A 16,806-nucleotide genomic window follows, 5' to 3' on the forward strand; every position below is an offset into this window, starting at 1 on the left:
TCGAGGGCCGACTCCAGCTCGTAGTTGCGGTCGAAGTGGTCCTCGAGCGGACGCTTGTTGCGACCGGTGATCATGAGGACGTCGTCGAGCCCCGCAGACACGGCCTCCTCGACCACATACTGGATCGCCGGCTTGTCGACGACCGGCAGCATCTCCTTGGGAGTGGCTTTGGTGGCCGGCAGGAACCGGGTGCCAAGGCCCGCCGCGGGAATGACAGCCTTGCTGATCCTGGGGTGCGACTGAGTCATGCCCGCAACCTTATCCGGTGCCTTTGTGGGAAAACTGTGGCTCCGGTTGGTTGACCCTTTATGACTGCATTGGGAAAGGGCGCGAGAACGACCAGTGGAACACGACGGACGCACGGACGAGCCTGACAAGCGAATGTTTCGGCGGGAGTTCCTCGCGGTGAGGAACAGGTTGACGCAGGATGACGTACGCGGGTCCGGCCGCGCGTTGGCGGCGCGCGCCCTGGAGCTGCCCGAGCTGGCGGACGCGCGCACGGTCGCCGCGTACGTCTCCGTCGGGAGCGAGCCCGGCACGCTCGCCCTGCTGGACGCGCTGCGCGCGCGGGGCGTGCGGGTCCTGCTCCCGGCACTGCTGCCCGACAACGATCTGGACTGGGGCGAGTACGCGGGCCCGGACTCCCTGGCGCGGATCCAACATGGCGGAAAAATGGCCCTGTTCGAGCCCGCGGGCGAGCGTCTCGGCGCCGATGCCGTGACGGCCGCGGACGTCGTGCTGCTGCCCGGGCTCGCGGTGGACGAGCGCGGGATGCGCCTGGGGCGCGGCGGGGGGTCGTACGACCGTGTGCTGGCGCGTCTGGACCGCGCGGGCGCGCGTCCCCGGCTCGTGGTGCTCCTGTACGACACGGAGGTCGTCGCGCGCGTCCCTGCGGAGCCGCACGACCGGCCGGTGCACGCGGTGGTGACCCCCTCCGGTGTGCGCCGCTTCACAAGCGCCTGAGAAGAAAAGGCGCCCGCATACGGAAATGCCCTCCACGCGCGCGTGGAGGGCATTTCCCGGCGATGTGCCGTCAGGTGCTCACGGCTTGAGGACGAGGGTGTCGCTCGTGCCGGCGTCGACCGCCTTTTCGGAGAACGCCCAGGGGAGCAGTTCGCCCTTGGCCCACATGCCCGTCTGGTCCGTGTAGTGCGCGCTGAAGGCGTGCCCGGAGGCGCCGGTCAGGTTGATCCACTTGGACTTGTCGAGGTCGGCGAGGTTGACGACCATCCGCATGGACGGCACCCAGACGACGTTGTAGCCGCCGGCGGCGTTCCAGCCGGTCGCGTTCACCGTGGCCTCGCCGCCGCTGAGCCTCCAGGGGCCGCGGTTGAGGATGTACTGCAGGGCCTCGGGGCCGTCGCTGCCGAGCGTCTGGTTCTTCAGGAACAGGCGGTGCAGCCGGCCCCAGCTCCAGGTGTCGATGTCCTTGCCGAGCTTGGCGGTCAGCTCCCAGCGGGCGTCGATCATGGCCCGGGCGAAGAGCTGGTCCATGTCGTTCGCCGCGGGGCGGGTGCCCGACTTGGGCGTCTTCCACCAGTCGCTGTTCGGCTTGTCCATCAGTTTGCGCACGACCTCGAACCAGCGGTCGCCGCCGTCGGGCTGCGCCCGGTCGGTGTCCCGCTGGCCGCACTCGCGCACCTTGGAGTTGTCGTCCACGGGACCGGTGCTGTCGATCTTGTCGACCCACAGGCACTGCCCCTGGACGCGCAGCTCCTTGGGGAGCTTGTTGCCGAAGGCGAGCTTGAGGACGTTGCGCCAGACGGCGTTGAAGTACGCGGCCGCCGCGGAGTCGGCGTCCTGGGTGTAGTCCCAGCCCTCCAGCAGCTTCTGCGCGTCGCGGACGTTCTTGTCGCCGAGGTTGATCTTCAGCAGCCGGGGCACCAGCAGCTTGGCGATCTCGCTGCTGCTGTCGAGCTGCATCTGGCGCATGTCGTCGGTGGAGATCTTGCCGCCGTCCTTGATCTTGGACTCGATCAGGTCGGTGATGCGCTGGCTGCGGGTGCCGTAGCCCCAGTCGGTGGTGAGCGTGTACGGGTACTTGTCCTTGTCGACCACGGCCTGGTTGGCGGTGACGATGTAGCCGCGCTTGGGGTTGTACTCGTAGGGCAGCTCGGCCTGCTTGATGAAGCCGGTCCAGCGGTACTTCGACTCCCAGCCCGGGGCCGGGATGGAGCCGTCGTCCACGGAGGAGCGCGTGGGGATCTTGCCGGGCAGCGTGTAGCCGATGTTGTTGCTGGTGTCGGCGTAGATCAGGTTCTGCGAGGGCACGTCGAACTTCGCGGCCGCGGCGCGGAAGCCGCTCCAGTCGGCCGCCTTGTCGAGCGCGAAGACGGCGTCCATGGAGGTGCCCGGGTCGAGCGCGGTCCACCTCAGAGCGATGCCGTAGCCGTCGCCGCGGTCGGGTGCGGCGGTGTTGACCGTGGCCCGCTTGCCGACCTGGACGAGTTCGTCGTCACGGTCGGACAGCAGCGGCATCCCGTCCTGGGTCTGCCGGACGACGATCGTCTTGGGCGCGCCGCCGGCGACGTCGATGGTCTCCTCGCGGGTGCGGAAGGGCCGGACCTTGCCGTCGTACAGGTAGCCGTTCCCGGTCACCTTCTCCAGGTACAGGTCGGTGACGTCGACCCCGGAGTTGGTCATGCCCCAGGCGATGTCGGCGTTGTGGCCGATGATCACACCGGGCATTCCGGCGAACGTGTAGCCGGTGACGTCGTACTGGCACTTGGCCGAGACGGTCCGGCAGTGCAGGCCCATCTGGTACCAGACGGACGGCAGGGACGCCGACAGGTGCGGGTCGTTGGCGAGCAGGGGCTTGTTGGTGATGGTGTACTTGCCCGCGACGACCCAGGAGTTGGAGCCGATGCCCTGGCCGTTCACGCCGACGGCCGTCGGGACCTTGTCCAGGACGTTGTAGAGGCCCGCCAGCTGGCTCGTGACGCCCGATCCGGTGGTGGCCGAGGCGGTGGAGCCGGTCGTGCCCGTCGTGCCCCGAGAGGCGCTCGTGCCGCCCGTCGTGCCCGTCGTGCCGCCGCCCTGGGAGGCGCCCGTCGCGCCGGTCTGCCGGAAGGTCCGGGTCAGCTCGCTGTACTGGCCCTCCTGCACGATCGGCTTGTTGCGGCTGTAGGGGTACTCCGGGTACAGGTCCTGGATCTGCTGCGGGCCGAGGCGGCTCGTCATCAGGGCGCGGTCGATCTCTTCCTGCATGTTGCCGCGCAGGTCCCAGGCCATCGCCTTCAGCCAGGAGACGGAGTCGACCGGGGTCCACTGCTGCGGCTTGTAGTCGTTGGTGAGGCCCAGGGCCGCGTACTCCAGGGAGATGTCCTTGCCGTCCTTGCCCTGGAGGTAGGCGTTGACCCCCTTGGAGTACGCCTGGAGGTACGTCTTCGTGGCGGGCGACAGCTTGGTGTCGTACTCCTGCTTGGCGACCCGGTCCCAGCCGAGGGTGCGCAGGAACTCGTCGTTCTTGACCTGGCTCTTGCCGAACATCTCCGACAGGCGCCCGGAGGTCATGTGGCGGCGCACGTCCATCTCGTAGAACCGGTCCTGCGCCTGGACGTAGCCCTGCGCCATGAACAGGTCCTCGTCGGAGGACGCGTAGATCTGCGGGATGCCGTTGCCGTCCCGCTTGACGTCGACCGGGCCGGACAGGCCCTGGAGCGTGATCGTTCCCTTGGTCTGCGGGAAGGAGGCGCGCACGGTGCTGATCGACCAGTACGACCCGTAGGCGATGCCTCCGATGATGGCCAGGACCAGAACCAGCACGATCAGTCGGGCTTTGCGCCCCTTTTTCCTGCCGGACGTGACGGACGTGGCACCCGTGGTGGCGGTGTCACCCGTTGTGGCGGTGGTGTTGGGGGGCATCGCTGTCCTTGCTGTCCTAACGCGAGCGGCAGGTCGGGCTGTGACTTTGAATGAGCGCTGGAGCAACCATAGGCGCAGGGCCCCGTCCGCCTTGACGCGGAGTCGGGAACCGGCGCGCAAGCACGTTCGATCTTTCCCCGCCGAGCGTCAAGAAAGCGTCAAGAGTTAGGTAAGGTAACGAAGTAACCGGAGTTCTCAGGGGAGGAAACGCCGCTGACCGTCCACCATCTCAACCAGCTTCTGCTCGTCTGCTCCGTCGTCCTGCTCGTCGCCGTCGCGGCCGTGCGGGTCTCCTCCCGCAGCGGGCTCCCCAGCCTGCTCGTGTACCTGGGGATCGGCGTCCTGATGGGCCAGGACGGCATCGGCGACATCCACTTCAACAGCGCCGAAGTGACCCAGGTCATGGGATACGCGGCCCTGGTCGTGATCCTCGCCGAGGGCGGCCTGGGCACGAAGTGGAAAGAGGTGCGGCCGGTCCTGTCGTCCGCCTGCGTCCTCGCGACCGTGGGCGTCGCCGTCAGCGTGGGCGTCACCGCGGCGGGCGCCCACTACCTGGTCGGACTGGAGTGGCGGCAGGCGCTCATCATCGGCGCGGTGGTGTCCTCGACGGACGCCGCGGCCGTCTTCTCGGTCCTGCGCAGAATCCCCCTCCCCGCGCGCGTGACGGGCACGCTGGAGGCGGAGTCGGGGTTCAACGACGCACCGGTGGTCATCCTGGTCGTCGCGTTCTCCACGGCCGGCCCGGTCGAGCACTGGTACATCCTGCTGGGCGAGATCGTCCTGGAGCTGGTCATCGGCGCGGCCATAGGGTTCGCGGTGGGCTGGTTCGGCTCCTGGGGCCTCAGGCACGTGGCGCTGCCCGCCTCCGGCCTCTACCCGATCGCCGTGATGGCCATCGCCGTCACGGCGTACGCGGCCGGCGCCCTGGCGCACGGCAGCGGCTTCCTGGCCGTCTACCTGGCCTCGATGATGCTCGGCAACGCGAGACTCCCCCACTGGCCCGCCACCCGCGGCTTCGCCGAGGGGCTCGGCTGGATCGCCCAGATCGGCATGTTCGTCGTGCTCGGCCTGCTGGTCACCCCGCACGACCTGGGCGACGACGTCGTGCCCGCCCTGGTCATCGGGCTGGTGCTGACCATGGTGGCCCGCCCGCTGAGCGTCGTCCTCAGCCTGGCGCCGTTCCGCGTGCCGTGGCAGGAGCAGACCCTGATGTCCTGGGCGGGACTGCGCGGCGCCGTGCCCATCATCCTGGCGACGATCCCCATGGTGAACGGCGTCACCGGCAGCCGCCGCATCTTCAACATCGTCTTCGTGCTGGTCGTCGTCTACACCCTCGTCCAGGGCCCGACGCTGCCCTGGCTGGCCCGCAAGCTGCGCCTGGGCGAGGAGGGCGAGGCCTCCGACCTCGGCATCGAGTCGGCGCCGCTGGAGCGGCTGCGCGGGCATCTGCTCTCCGTGCCGGTCTCCGAGGAGTCGCGGATGCACGGCGTGGAGGTCCACGAGCTGCGGCTGCCGCCCGGGGCCGCCGTGACCCTCGTCGTCCGCGACGAGAAATCGTTCGTTCCGATGCCCACCACGGTCCTGCGCCGGGGCGACGAACTGCTCGTCGTCGCCACCGACCCGGTCCGCGACGCGGCGGAACGACGGCTGCGCGCGGTCGCCCACGGCGGCAAGCTGGCCGACTGGCTGGGCTCGAACGGTTCCTGAACGGGCAGCCGGCACCTCGTGGAATCACAGGCGACCGCATCGGTGGTGCTCATTTTCACAGCCGTACCGGACGATGATCCCTGTAGCATGAAGGCGCACTTGATCGAACCAACTCTGCCTGACGCAGAGCTGGCGCGACCGTATGGCGGCCGTACGCCCCCCCACCCTCCGTGGGCGCCGGTATCTACCGCAGTCCGCGCAAGAGGACAGCTCTCGGCGCCCGGGCCCGCACGGGGCACGCGCTACCAGGCGGCAGAAAGGCACGGGCCGTGGGATCCACGGTCACCACCGACGAGCCGACGACGACCTCGACGGCATCCCCCCGCCCGGGATACGGGCAGCTGCTGCGCACCCGCGGCGCCTGGACCTTCCTGCTCCCCGGCTTCGCGGCGCGTCAGCCGTTCGCGATGCTCACCATCTCCATCGTGCTGCTGGTGCAGTACACCACCGGCTCGTACGGCGCCGCGGGCGCCGTCGCGGCCGCGACCGGCGTCTCCATGGCACTGTTCGCGCCCTACAGCGGGCGCCTGGCCGACCGTTACGGTCAGCGCGCCGTGCTGACCCCCGGCGTCCTGGTGCACGCGGTGTCGGGCCTGTCCCTGACGGCGCTCGCGCTGGCCCACGCGCCCCTGTGGGCGCTCTTCCTCGCGGCCGTGCCCACCGGCGCCTCGGTGCCGCAGGTCGGCCCCATGGTGCGGGCGCGCTGGGGCGTGAAGCTGCAGGGCTCGCCCCTGCTGAGCACCGCGGCGGCCTTCGAGTCGGTCACGGATGAGCTGACCTTCGTCTTCGGCCCCCTGCTGGCGACCGCGCTGTGCACCGCCGTCGCACCGGCGGCGGGCCTGGTCACGGAGGGTGCGCTGACCCTCGTCGGCGGTCTGCTGTTCGCCGCGCAGAAGAGCACCCAGCCGCCGGTGACCGCCGAGAGCGGGCACGCGCGCGTGCAGCAGGTCTCCGCGCTGCGCGTCCCGGGCGTGCGCGTGCTGGTCGTGACCTTCCTGGGCATCGGCTCGGTCTTCGGCGGAATGCAGGTGTCCCTGGCGGCGTTCACCCAGTCCATCGGCGAGCCCGGCCTGAACGGCGTCCTGTACGGCGTCTTCGCCGCCGGGAACATGCTGTCCGGCATCGTCTGCGGCGCGATCGCCTGGAAGGCCGCGCCGCGGCACCGTCTGGTCGTCGGCTACACGGCGCTCGCGATCACCGCGTCCGCCCTGTGGACGGCGCACTCGGTGCTGCTGCTCGCCGGGCTCGGCCTGCTGGTCGGCATGTGCATCGCGCCGGCGCTGATCACCGGCTACACGCTGGTCGAGGACCTGGTCCCGGCCGGTGCCCGCACCGAGGCCTTCACCTGGCTGACCGGCGCGGTCGCGCTCGGCCAGGCGACCGCCGTCACCGTGGCCGGCCAGCTCGAGGACCGGCTGTGGGACGGCGCGGGATTCCTGGTGCCGGCCGTCGGCACGGTGCTCGCGCTGGTGACCCTGGTGACGCTGCGGTCGCGGCTGGTCGCCCGGCAGCGGAACCTGACCGTCGCACGTGGCGTCGGTCACCGCGTGCCGGTGACGGTGGACTGATCCCCGGGAATACGTCACTATGGATCGTCGTTAGCACTCATCGAGTGAGAGTGCCAGGAGGAAGACAGTGCCGACCTACCAGTACCAGTGCACCGAGTGCGGCGAGGGCCTCGAGGCGGTGCAGAAGTTCACCGACGACGCCCTGACCGAGTGCCCCGACTGCAGTGGCCGCCTGAAGAAGGTGTTCTCCGCGGTCGGCATCGTCTTCAAGGGCTCCGGCTTCTACCGCAACGACTCGCGCGGCTCCTCGTCGAGCAGCAGCCCGGCCTCGAAGCCGACCGCCTCGTCGTCGTCCGACTCGAAGTCGTCCTCCACGACCTCGTCGTCGACGTCCTCGACGCCGTCCTCGTCGAGTTCCACCAGCACCTCCGCCGCCTGAGACCCCTCGCTCCGGACCCTGCCGTCGTACGCCGGCGGGGTCTTCGGCGCTCCCCGGCACCGGCTCCCCCGCGCTTCCGCGGCCAGCTAGTGTGCTGGTCATGGCGAACGCAGAGATCGGCGTAATCGGCGGTTCGGGCTTCTACTCGTTCCTCGACGACGTGACCGAGGTCCAGGTGGACACCCCCTACGGGCCGCCCAGCGACTCCCTCTTCCTCGGCGAGATCGCCGGCCGGCGGGTCGCCTTCCTGCCCCGGCACGGCCGCGGCCACCACCTGCCCCCGCACCGCATCAACTACCGCGCCAACCTGTGGGCGCTGCGCTCGGCCGGCGTCCGCCAGGTCCTCGGACCCTGCGCGGTGGGCGGCCTGCGTCCCGAGTACGGCCCCGGCACCCTGCTCGTGCCGGACCAGTTCGTGGACCGTACGAAGTCCAGGGCGCAGACCTACTTCGACGGGCTGCCGCTGCCCGACGGCACCGTGCCGAACGTCGTGCACGTGTCCATGGCCGACCCCTACTGCCCCACCGGGCGGGCCGCCGCGCTGAAGGCCGCCCGCGGACGGGACTGGGAGCCGGTGGAGAACGGCACGCTGGTCGTGGTCGAGGGGCCGCGCTTCTCCACGCGCTCCGAATCGTTGTGGCACCGGGCGCAGGGCTGGTCGGTCGTGGGCATGACCGGTCACCCCGAAGCGGCGCTCGCCCGGGAACTGGAGCTGTGCTACACGTCGCTGACCCTGGTCACCGACCTCGACGCGGGCGCCGAGACCGGTGAGGGCGTCTCCCACGAGGAGGTGCTGCGGGTGTTCTCCGCCAACGTGGACCGGCTGCGCGGGGTGCTGTTCGACGCGGTGGCCGCGCTGCCGGAGACCGGGGCGCGGGACTGTCCGTGCGTGAACGCGCTCGGTGGGATGGACCCGGGCTTCGAACTGCCGTAGCGCGCCCGGCGGGCGGGACGGGGCGGGGAGGCCGCCCGGGCTGTGGGCGGAGCCGGGCGGGCTGTGGGCGGAGCCGCCCGGGCCGTGGGCGAAGCCGGGCGGAGTTCCCCGTTCGGGTGGGCGGGTTTTCCACAACCGGTCGGTGGTCCACCGGCTCCGGCGGGCCTCGGCGCGAGGCCTCATCGTGGCATCGCAAGCCGAAACCCTCGTCGCAGGCGGTGATCCCCATGCCTTCGTCCCCGTCGTCCCCGCTCTCCCGTCCCGCTCCCTCCTCCCCCGCGTCCGCCCGCTCCCCTCTCCCGCCTCCCCTCCGGCTCCCGCGTCCGCTGGGCACGGACGCCCCCGCGACCTGTGAGGTGCCGCCGTTCCCTCCGGTGCGGGTGCGCGGCGGGCGGTACCGGCTGCAGCGACTCGTACGGCATCGCCGGCGGGCGATCGCAGCCGGCCTCGCGGTGACCGCGGCGGCTCTCGTGGCCGCCGGCCCGCGCACCACGGCGGAACCGCACCCCACCCAGCGCGCCCGCGGGCACCCGGCCACCGAACCGGTGCGACGGCACCGGGCTGCGGAGGTGGTGACGGCGCCGGTGCGGATCGCCGACGCCGCCACGGTCCGGCTGCTGCGGCCCGGCGACCGGGTCGACGTCATCGCGGCGGAGGACCCGTCGGCCGGGGGCGGCGCCCGGGTGCTCGCGCGGGGTGTGCGGGTGACACGGGTGCCGGAGCCGCTGGACGGCACGGCCGAGAGCGGCGCGCTGATCGTGTTGTCGGTGCCGCGCGCCACGGCGGCACGCCTGGTCGGCGCCAGTGCCACAGCGCGACTGGCGGTGACGCTGTGCTGAACCGGCAGGGTCGATTTCCCGGAGACCGGCCGTCGAGTCGCACATTCGAGCGACGAGATTGGACACAACGGCGGCATCGTGCCGTAGGTTGCGGAGCGGTTTGTTCCACGACTTGTGCATGCGAGGAGAGTCCCCGAGGTGAGCGCGAAGCAGGAACCGGGCATCTGGCATGGCTTCAAAGCCTTCCTGATACGCGGCAACGTCGTCGATCTGGCAGTCGCGGTGGTCATCGGCGCGGCCTTCACGAACATCGTCAACTCAGTGGTGAAGGGGCTGATCAACCCGCTGGTCGGCGCGATCGGCACGCAGAACCTGGACAACTACAACTCGTGCCTCAGCGCCTCGTGCCACGGGACGCACGGCATCCAGCTGATGTGGGGCTCCGTCCTGGGCGCCACGCTGACCTTCCTGATCACCGCGACGGTGGTGTACTTCCTGATGGTCCTGCCGATGGCGAAGTTCCTCGCCCGGCAGGCGGCGCGCAGGGCGGAGCGCGAGGGAACCAAGGATGTCATCGAGGTGACCGAGCTGGAGGTGCTCAAGGAGATCCGCGACGCGCTGGTCGCACAGCGCGTGTCCGGGCACGACCAGCGCTAGCCGCGCTCGCGCGGACGGCTCAGAGGTGGTGGGGCGGCTTCTCGTCGAGGAAGCGCTTCAGGTCGGCGGCGCTGTCGCCCTCCGTCCGCTCGCCCCACCCGCGATCGGTGTCGTCCGAGGACTGCTGGTCCAGCGGGTCGTCGAAGACCAGCGCGGGCCTCGGGGTGCGGGGTTCGGGTTCGGGGGCGGTGCTCATGCCTCCAGGGTACGGCCCCGGCCCGGACGGCCCGGGGCCGGACCACCGGCCGCAGGAGCCGACGGTCCGCCGGATCCGGAGGGATTTCGGGACGGTTTTCTGCTGTCCTGGGAGGCATGACGTCGAGTTCCGCTCCCGCGCCCGCGCCGTCGGGTGCACGCCGCCCCTCCGACCCCCTGCGTCGGCTCACCGCGCGTGGCCGCGACGAGGCACACCGGGTCTCCTCGCCCCTGGAGCTCTTCTTCGACCTGTGCTTCGTCGTGGCGATCGCGCAGGCGGGCGTGCAACTGGTGCACTCCGTCGCGGAGGGACACGCGGGCACCGGGATCCTCGGCTACGCGATGCAGTTCTTCGCCATCTGGTGGGCCTGGATGAACTTCACCTGGTTCGCCTCGGCGTACGACAACGACGACGTGCTCTACCGGCTCGTCACCCTGGTGCAGATCGCCGGCGTCCTGGTGCTGGCCGCCGGCATCTCCCAGGCCTTCCAGCAGCACGACTACCTGGTGGTCTGGATCGGCTACCTGATCATGCGGCTGGCGATGGCCGCGCAGTGGCTGAGGGCCGCGGGATCGACCGAGGGCACGGAGCGGACGATGGCACGCCGCTACGCCTGCGGTGTGCTGCTCTGCCAGGTCGGCTGGCTGGGGCTGGTGGTGCTGCCGGAGCCGGCCCGGCCCTGGGTGTTCCTGGTGATGGCGATCGCCGAGATGAGCGTGCCCCTGTACGCCGAGAAGGACTACGAGACCTCCTGGCACCCGCATCACATCGCAGAGCGCTACGGCCTGTTCACGATCATCGTGCTCGGCGAGACGATCTCCGCGGCCACGGTCGCCGTGAAGTCGGCCGTGGACGAGCACGACGCGCTGGGCGCGCTGCTGCCGATCGCGGCGGGCGGACTCCTGATCGTCTTCTCCGCGTGGTGGATCTACTTCGTGGTGCCCATCCACGGCCACCTCCGCGCCAACGGACAGGCGTTCCTCTGGGGTTACGGCCACTACCTGATCTTCGCCTCGGCCGCGGCGATCGGCGCGGGCCTGGAGGTGGTCGTGGAGCAGGCGGTCGGCAAGACGCACCTGTCCGCACCGGCCGCCGCGGCGGCCTTGACCCTGCCGACGGCGCTGTATCTGCTGACCGTCTGGGGCCTGCACGCACGGCACTTCAAGGTCGGCATCGCCCAGCAGCTGGTGCTGCCGGTCACCGCCGTGCTGGTGCTGTGCTGCACCTTCCTGGGCGGCTGGGCGGTGCTCGCCACGGGGCTGGTCACCTCGGCCGCGGTGGCGACCGGGGTGACGCTGACGGCGCGGACGGCCGGACGGGCAGCGGCGACGGACACCGCCGCATCGGCCGGTTGAGGCCTCAGAGCGCGTCCGCGACTGGGCCAGACTGGCCTCCATGACAGTTGACGCATTGACGGACGTCGGCGGAGTGCGGGTGGGGCACGCCACCCGCTGCGGGGACGGCTGGCTCACCGGCACCACGGTCGTCCTCGCTCCCGAGGGCGGCGCCGTCGCCGCCGTGGACGTGCGCGGCGGCGGCCCCGGCACCAAGGAGACCGACGCCCTCGACCCGCGCAACGTGGTGCGCAGGGTCGACGCGGTCGTCCTCACGGGCGGCAGCGCCTACGGACTCGACTCGGCGTCCGGGGTGATGGCCTGGCTGGAGGAGCGGGGGCGGGGCGTGCCGGTGGGGACGGACCCGGCGCATGTCGTGCCGGTGGTGCCCGCCGCGTGCGTCTTCGACCTGGGGCGCGGGGGGAACTTCCGGGCACGGCCGGACGCGGCGACGGGGCGCGCGGCGGTGGAGGCCGCGGCGGTGAGCGCTCCGGGGGCCCCGGTGCCCCAGGGGTGCGTGGGTGCCGGCACCGGCGCCGTGGCGGGCGGGCTCAAGGGGGGCGTGGGCACCGCGAGCACGGTGCTCGACTCGGGTGTCACGGTGGCCGCGCTGGTGGTCGCGAACGCCGCCGGATCGGCGGTGGATCCCGAAACGGGGGTGCTGTACGGGGAGTTGTTCCAGGGGCGGGTGACATATCCGGAGCAGCGCGTGCACGAGGCCGCGCGCCGGCGTCTCCAGGAGGGCGCCGCCGGGAACGCGCCGCCGCCGCTCAACACGACGCTCGCGGTGGTCGCGACCGACGCGGACCTCACCAAGGCCCAGGCGCAGAAGCTGGCGGGCACGGCACACGACGGGATCGCCCGCGCCGTACGGCCGGTGCACCTCCTGCACGACGGGGACACGGTGTTCGCGCTGGCGACCGGCGCACACGCGCTGGACGCGCACCCGTTGGCGCTCAACGAGGTCCTCGCCGCCGGCGCCGACCTCGTGACGCGCGCGATCGTACGGGCCGTGCGCGCCGCCGAGCCGGTCGACGGGCCGGGCGGATCGTGGCCGTCGTACACGGAGCTGTACGGGCAGCCGTAGCGGCGCGGGAGGAGCCGGCCCCGGCTCCGAGGCCCCGGGGCCGTGAATTGTCGCGGTTCTGTCACGTGATGGCGTTCAGGAGATACGCGCGGAACCCCGCCGGGCGCCGCCGCCCTCTTGGTTCACGCACTGGAACGGATCACGCACATCACACGAACCTGGAGCAGCCCGTGACAACGCCGGACATTGCAGCGCGGCGCGCACTGGGGGCCTGTGCCGCCCTGATGGTCGGCGCCCTCACCCTGACCGCGTGCGGCGGCGACGCCAACGCCACCGGCGACGAGGGCAAGGGCGGCGGCGGCTCGCCCAGGACGTCGGCGGCCAGGATCGTGATCTCCGCCAAAGACGGTTCGACGGACGCGTCCATCAACGCGACCGGGGTGAAGGTCAGCGGCGGCAGGCTGACCGACGTGAAGATGACCGTGGCGGGGTCGGGACAGACGGTGCCGGGGTCGCTGTCGGCGGACGGCGGCGTCTGGAAGCCCGGGCGGCAGCTGGACCGCGGGACGAAGTACCAGATAGCCGCGACCGCCAAGGACACCGACGGCCGTACGGCGGCGGCCAATTCCATCTTCACCACCGTCACCACGGCGAACAGCTTCATCGGCACCTACACGCCGGACGACGGCGCGACGGTCGGGGCGGGCATGCCGGTGTCGTTCACCTTCGACAAGTCCGTCACCGACAAGAAGGCCGTGCAGTCGCACATCACGGTGAACTCCAGCAGCGGGCAGCAGGTGGCCGGGCACTGGTTCGGCGACCGGCGGCTGGACTTCCGGCCGCAGGAGTACTGGAAGGCCGGGTCCAAGGTCACGATGAAGATCGACCTGGACGGGGTCCAGGGCGCGAAGGGCGTCTACGGGGTGCAGAAGAAGACCGTCTCCTTCACCGTCGGGCGGTCGCAGGTCTCCACGGTCGACGTCCGCACACAGACGATGACCGTGGTGCGGGACGGCAGGACGGTCAGAACCGTGCCGATCTCCTCCGGCAGCCCGCAGCACACCACGTACAACGGGCAGATGGTGATCTCCGAGAAGTTCGAGCAGACCCGTATGAACGGCTCGACGGTCGGCTTCGGCGGGGAGTACGACATCGCGGACGTGCCGCACGCGATGCGGCTGACGTCGTCGGGGACGTTCATCCACGGCAACTACTGGTACGACAAGGGCAACCCGCCGTTCGGCCGGGAGGGCACCAGCCATGGTTGTGTCGGCCTCGCGGACGTGCAGGGCGCGCAGGGCGCCACGACGGCGAAGTGGTTCTACGACAACTCGCTCGTCGGCGACGTCGTGATCGTGAAGAACTCCCCCGACACGACGGTGGCCCCGGACAACGGTCTCAACGGCTGGAACATGTCCTGGAGCGCCTGGACCGCGGGAAGTGCCGCCTGAGTGGCGGGTTTTGACGGTATGTGAGGCCGCGCGGGAACTTCTCGCGCGGCCCACGCGTTTTCCCGCCGTACGTTTTCTCGGTTCCCGGACATGATGTCCGACCGAGGGGCTACGGTATGCACCCACAAGGTGACATGCAGCAACGCCGGGAGATGCCTTGAGCGTTCCGTACGAGACGGCAGCGTACGAATCAGCCGAGTCGCCCGAGTCTCCGGAGGAGCATCTCGAGCGGCTCCTCGGCCGTGCCCTGAACTCCTTCGAGCTGCCGGACGAGGTCATATGGCGGCTCGACTGCGCGCTGGCGCACGACAGTTCGCTGTACTCCGCGCACCACAGCGCGGGGCTGCACCGGGAGACGTACCGGCACACCTGGCTGCTCGCCGACGGCTCGGCGGTCACGCTGTGGGAGCTCGTGCACAACCCCACGCCGGGTGCCGCCCCGGAACACGAGGTGTACGTCGACGAGGAGGAGCTGGAGGCCGCCACGGCCCGGCTCGGGCTGCCGCCGGAGGCGCCGGACTGGGAGCTGCCCGCGCTGATGCGGCTGTGGGCGATCCCCGAGCCCCGGCATGTGTTCGCCTCCGACGACTCCGCCGACCACGCGCGCCGGCTGCTGCGCCGCGCGGAGAACCCGGACCGGCCGGACGCGGAGACCGCGGCCCTGCTGGCGACGGCGACCGCGCACGAGATCACGCAGGCGTTCGGCCGCCCCGGCCGGGCCGGCCGGGTGGGGCTGAGCTACGCGCTGTACGAGCACGCTTTCCTGCTGCCGGACGGCAGCCAGGTCTCCCTGTGGGAGGCCGAGCACACGGCGACGCCCGACGGCCGCCACATGTGCGAGGTCTACATGTCGGAGGACGCCGCCCGGGACGCCATGGAGCGGCGCGCGGCACGACAGGGTTAGCGCCCGTGCCCGTGCGCGGGCCGGGTGACGCGGGACCGCTGTCCGGCCGGTGACCGCGTGGGCATCCGCCGTGGGCCCGCCGTCCGTTCGGTGAACCGGTGGCCGGGTGCAGTGGGCCCGCTGTCCGGTCAGTGACTGCCGAGTTGCCGTACCAGCCCGGCGAAGGCGTCGCGTTCCGCCGGGGTCAGCTCCACCGACTCACGCGGCGGTCCGGACTGCGGCTGGGGCGGGAGGACCGGGAGGCGGGCGGCCGGGAGCTCTCGCAGAGCCTCCGCGCGGAAGCGGCGCAGCAGGCGCATGACACTGATCGCCCAGACCACGCCGGCCAGGGTGAGGGCGGCCGCGCCGGCCAGCTGGAGACTCGAGACATGCTCTGGCATGTCTCCCAGTACACACCACGGTCCGGGACTTTGGTCCCGGACCGTGACGTATCTCGCAGGTGCCGTGAACAACTCACAGCGTCCCAAAGGGACAAGGTGCGGAGGTCAGGCCGCCACCGGCTGCTTGCTCTCCGCGGAGGAGGTGGTGGGGTTCGGGGCGGTGTCGGCGGCCGTGGCCCCGGGGATCGGCTTGCGCATGCCCTTGAGGACGATCACCAGTGCCGTGCTGACACAGACGCCGGCGGCGATGGCGATCAGGTACAGGAACGGGTTGCCGATCAGCGGGACCACGAAGATGCCGCCGTGCGGGGCGCGCAGGGTGGCGCCGAAGGCCATCGACAGGGCGCCGGTGAGCGCGCCGCCCACCATGGCGGACGGGATGACCCGCAGCGGGTCGGCCGCCGCGAACGGGATCGCGCCCTCGGAGATGAAGGAGGCGCCGAGGACCCAGGCGGCCTTGCCGTTCTCGCGCTCGGTCTGCGTGAACAGCCGGCCGCGCACGGTCGTGGCCAGCGCCATCGCCAGCGGCGGGACCATGCCGGCCGCCATCACCGCGGCCATGATCTTCATCGCGGAGTCACTGGGGTTGGCGACCGCGATGCCGGCCGTGGCGAAGGTGTAGGCGACCTTGTTGACCGGGCCGCCGAGGTCGAAGCACATCATCAGGCCGAGCAGGGCGCCGAGCAGGATGGCGTTGGTGCCGGTGAGACCGTTCAGCCAGTCGGTCAGGGCCCGCTGGGCGGTGGCGATGGGCTTGCCGATCACCACGAACATCAGGAACCCGACGATCGCCGAGGAGATCAGCGGGATCACCACCACCGGCATGATGCCGCGCATCGCCGCCGGTATGCGCACCCTCTGGATCGCCATCACCACGCCACCGGCGATCAGACCGGCCGCGAGACCGCCCAGGAAGCCGGCGTTGATGGTCAGTGAGATCGCGCCGCCCACGAAGCCGGGGACCAGGCCCGGCCGGTCGGCCATGCCGTAGGCGATGTAGCCGGCGAGGACCGGGACGAGGAAGGCGAAGGCCACTCCGCCGATCTGGAACAGCAGGGCACCCCAGCTGTCGGCCTGGGTCCACAGGAAGTGGTCCATCACCGACGGCGCCTTGTTGATCTTGTAGCCGCCGATCGCGAAGCCCAGGGCGATGAGGAGACCGCCCGCGGCGACGAACGGCACCATGTAGCTCACGCCGCTCATCAGCCACTTGCGGAGCCTGGTGCCGTAGCCCTCGGTGGAGTCGCCCGCGCGCTCGACCGGTGTGCCGCCCGACGCGGGCGCCGGAGCGCTCGTCTCGCCGCGCGCCGCCTTCTCGCGGACCTCCGCGATGAGTTCGGCGGCACGGTTGATGCCCGCCTTCACACCGACGTCGACGGTGGCCTTGCCCGCGAAGCGGTGCTTGTCGCGTACGGGGACGTCGTGCGCGAAGATCACGCCGTCCGCCGCCGCGATCACGGCCGGGTCCAGCCGGGTGAAGCCGGCCGATCCCTGCGTCTCGACGATCAGCTCGACGCCCGACTCGCGCCCCGCGTTCTCCAGGGACTCGGCCGCCATGTAGGTGTGGGCGATGCCGGTCGGGCAGGAGGTGACGGCGACGACACGGAAGGGACGCTCGCCGGCCTC

General features: G+C 71.1%; 16 protein-coding genes. 11 read left to right on the forward strand and 5 right to left on the reverse strand.

The window, feature by feature from the left end; all coding sequences use genetic code 11:
• Positions 1–248, reverse strand: a 248-nt coding sequence (locus tag ACWEN3_RS22915; RefSeq protein WP_452974007.1) for a sugar phosphate nucleotidyltransferase, incomplete at its 3' end; no start/stop codon positions are given.
• A 133-nt stretch (positions 249–381) separates the two neighbouring features.
• On the opposite strand from ACWEN3_RS22915, the gene ACWEN3_RS22920 reads away from it, so the two are divergent.
• Positions 382–963, forward strand: a complete 582-nt coding sequence (locus ACWEN3_RS22920; protein WP_452974044.1) for a 5-formyltetrahydrofolate cyclo-ligase — start codon at positions 382–384, stop codon at positions 961–963.
• 78 nt (positions 964–1,041) lie between these two features.
• Here ACWEN3_RS22920 and ACWEN3_RS22925 read toward each other — a convergent pair whose 3' ends face one another.
• Positions 1,042–3,864: a penicillin acylase family protein gene (locus ACWEN3_RS22925; RefSeq protein ID WP_452974009.1), complete on the reverse strand. Its 2,823-nt coding sequence runs from the start codon at positions 3,862–3,864 to the stop codon at positions 1,042–1,044.
• 213 nt (positions 3,865–4,077) lie between these two features.
• Here ACWEN3_RS22925 and ACWEN3_RS22930 point away from each other — a divergent pair, with 213 nt between their 5' ends.
• The 6 genes from ACWEN3_RS22930 (at position 4,078) to mscL (ending at position 9,888) form a co-directional block, all read left to right on the forward strand.
• Entirely contained in the window at positions 4,078–5,571 is a 1,494-nt protein-coding gene (locus ACWEN3_RS22930) for a potassium/proton antiporter (RefSeq protein WP_452974047.1), read from the forward strand.
• A gap of 269 nt (positions 5,572–5,840) precedes the next feature.
• Positions 5,841–7,139, forward strand: a complete 1,299-nt coding sequence (locus ACWEN3_RS22935; protein ID WP_452974012.1) for an MFS transporter — start codon at positions 5,841–5,843, stop codon at positions 7,137–7,139.
• A gap of 67 nt (positions 7,140–7,206) precedes the next feature.
• Positions 7,207–7,518: an FmdB family zinc ribbon protein gene (locus ACWEN3_RS22940; protein ID WP_452974015.1), complete on the forward strand. Its 312-nt coding sequence runs from the start codon at positions 7,207–7,209 to the stop codon at positions 7,516–7,518.
• A 100-nt stretch (positions 7,519–7,618) separates the two neighbouring features.
• The gene (locus ACWEN3_RS22945; protein WP_452974018.1) at positions 7,619–8,452 is read left to right on the forward strand and encodes an S-methyl-5'-thioadenosine phosphorylase; all 834 of its coding nucleotides are present in this window, start codon (positions 7,619–7,621) and stop codon (positions 8,450–8,452) included.
• A gap of 227 nt (positions 8,453–8,679) precedes the next feature.
• Positions 8,680–9,291 (forward strand): hypothetical protein, encoded by a 612-nt coding sequence (locus tag ACWEN3_RS22950; protein ID WP_452974020.1) that lies wholly within the window; start codon positions 8,680–8,682, stop codon positions 9,289–9,291.
• A 138-nt stretch (positions 9,292–9,429) separates the two neighbouring features.
• Positions 9,430–9,888 (forward strand): large conductance mechanosensitive channel protein MscL, encoded by a 459-nt coding sequence (gene mscL / locus ACWEN3_RS22955; RefSeq protein ID WP_452974023.1) that lies wholly within the window; start codon positions 9,430–9,432, stop codon positions 9,886–9,888.
• A gap of 19 nt (positions 9,889–9,907) precedes the next feature.
• Here the strand turns inward: mscL and ACWEN3_RS22960 are convergent, their stop codons facing one another.
• Entirely contained in the window at positions 9,908–10,084 is a 177-nt protein-coding gene (locus tag ACWEN3_RS22960) for a hypothetical protein (protein ID WP_452974025.1), read from the reverse strand.
• A 116-nt stretch (positions 10,085–10,200) separates the two neighbouring features.
• Here ACWEN3_RS22960 and ACWEN3_RS22965 point away from each other — a divergent pair, with 116 nt between their 5' ends.
• The 4 genes from ACWEN3_RS22965 to ACWEN3_RS22980 all read left to right on the forward strand — a co-directional run bounded on the left by ACWEN3_RS22965 (position 10,201) and on the right by ACWEN3_RS22980 (position 14,800).
• Entirely contained in the window at positions 10,201–11,439 is a 1,239-nt protein-coding gene (locus ACWEN3_RS22965) for a low temperature requirement protein A (protein ID WP_452974027.1), read from the forward strand.
• 40 nt (positions 11,440–11,479) lie between these two features.
• Positions 11,480–12,505: a P1 family peptidase gene (locus tag ACWEN3_RS22970; protein ID WP_452974030.1), complete on the forward strand. Its 1,026-nt coding sequence runs from the start codon at positions 11,480–11,482 to the stop codon at positions 12,503–12,505.
• Between the two features lie 170 nt (positions 12,506–12,675).
• On the forward strand, positions 12,676–13,896 hold the full coding sequence (locus tag ACWEN3_RS22975; RefSeq protein WP_452974033.1) for a L,D-transpeptidase: 1,221 nt from the start codon (positions 12,676–12,678) through the stop codon (positions 13,894–13,896).
• 157 nt (positions 13,897–14,053) lie between these two features.
• Complete coding sequence (locus ACWEN3_RS22980) at positions 14,054–14,800, forward strand: DUF6227 family protein (RefSeq protein WP_452974036.1); 747 nt, start codon at positions 14,054–14,056, stop codon at positions 14,798–14,800.
• 128 nt (positions 14,801–14,928) lie between these two features.
• Here the strand turns inward: ACWEN3_RS22980 and ACWEN3_RS22985 are convergent, their stop codons facing one another.
• Positions 14,929–15,180, reverse strand: a complete 252-nt coding sequence (locus tag ACWEN3_RS22985; protein ID WP_452974038.1) for a hypothetical protein — start codon at positions 15,178–15,180, stop codon at positions 14,929–14,931.
• Between the two features lie 105 nt (positions 15,181–15,285).
• Positions 15,286–16,806: PTS fructose transporter subunit IIC (locus tag ACWEN3_RS22990; protein ID WP_452974041.1), on the reverse strand; the 1,521-nt coding region annotated here is incomplete at its 5' end.

The organism is Streptomyces sp. NPDC004561 (assembly GCF_053602155.1).